Below are 1,219 nucleotides of genomic sequence, written 5' to 3' on the forward strand. Positions count from 1 at the left end.
TTGCGCGGCTCGACCGATCGGTGTGCCGAAGGTGTCGGAGGGCTTGCGGTCCTCGTCGAGGAGCTTCGCCGACACCGGGATGTCGGCCGGGCCGATGTCCTGCCCGCGCCGGACCATGCCGACGAGTTCGTCGACGAGGGCGTGTGCGCGCGTGACGTCGCGCTCGGGACCGGTCAGCGAGACCTCGTTGCCGCGCACGAGGACGCGGACACCGGGGTACTGGCGTTCGACGGTCTTGAGCAGCCGGTCCTGGGGGCCGAGCAGCTGCACCATGGCGATGCCGTCGACCTGGATCGAGGCCGACACGTCCGTCGGGTCGGCCGGGGTGGGTGCTGGTTCGTTAGCCGGCAAGGGTGCCTTCCTGCAGTTCACCTGCGAGTACGTGCGCGTGCACGTGGAACACGGTCTGACCGGCGGCTTCGCCGGTGTTGAAGACGAGTCGGAACTGGCCGCCGGCGCGCTCGTCGGCGATGCGCTGCGCGGTGGCGACCAGGTGGGCGAGGAGGTCCGGGTCGCCGGCGGCGAGCTCGGTGACGTTCCGGTACTGCTCGGTCTTGGGGATGACGAGCACGTGGACGGGTGCCTTCGGCGCGATGTCCTCGATGGCGATCACGCGGTCGTCCTCGGCGACGACCGTCGCCGGGATCTCGCGCGCGATGATCCGGGAGAAGATGCTGGGCGTGCTGGTGCTCATGGCTCCATCGTAGAACGCGGCGCCGACGCCACGCCTTCCCGATCCGCGCGCTACCAGCGCCCGAGCCGCGTCTGCAGGACCGCCAGCGCGGCCGGACCGGCCGTGGACGTCCGGAGCACGGTGTCGCCGAGCCGGACCCGGACGGCGCCCGCGGCGACGAGCCGGTCGAACTCGGAGCCGTCGATGCCGCCCTCCGGCCCCACGACCAGGGCGATCTCGTCGAGGTCGGCCGGCGGCTCCCACTCGGAGAGCCGGACGTCGCCGACGGGGTCCAGCACGAGGACGACCCGCCCAGCGCCCGGGAACGCGGCGAGCTGCGCCGTGGTGACCGGGGCGTCGACGTCCGGGATCCGCGACCGCACGGCCTGCTTCGACGCCTCGTGCGCGATCGACGCCCACCGCGCGCGGCCCTTGTCGACCTTCGGGCCGTCCCACCGGGACACGCTGCGCGCGGCCGACCACGGGACGAACCGGTCGACGCCGATCTCGGTCGCGCCCTGCCCGCCATCTCGTCGCGGCCGCCCT

The 1,219-nt window shown here is 73.2% G+C and carries 2 protein-coding genes and 1 pseudogene; all 3 read right to left on the reverse strand.

All coding sequences use genetic code 11. The annotated features are described in order from the left end of the window. Positions 1–351: pseudogene (locus I5E_RS03215) on the reverse strand (PhoH family protein); the annotation flags it as partial. After that, positions 341–694, reverse strand: coding sequence for a histidine triad nucleotide-binding protein (locus I5E_RS03220; RefSeq protein WP_022905722.1), 354 nt, complete (start codon positions 692–694; stop codon positions 341–343). The pseudogene I5E_RS03215 and the gene I5E_RS03220, both read right to left, overlap by 11 nt. A gap of 50 nt (positions 695–744) precedes the next feature. Beyond that, on the reverse strand, positions 745–1,219 hold a 475-nt coding region (locus tag I5E_RS21070; RefSeq protein WP_022905723.1), incomplete at its 5' end, for an RsmE family RNA methyltransferase.

The organism is Curtobacterium sp. B18, assembly GCF_000333375.1.
Classification (GTDB): domain Bacteria; phylum Actinomycetota; class Actinomycetes; order Actinomycetales; family Microbacteriaceae; genus Curtobacterium.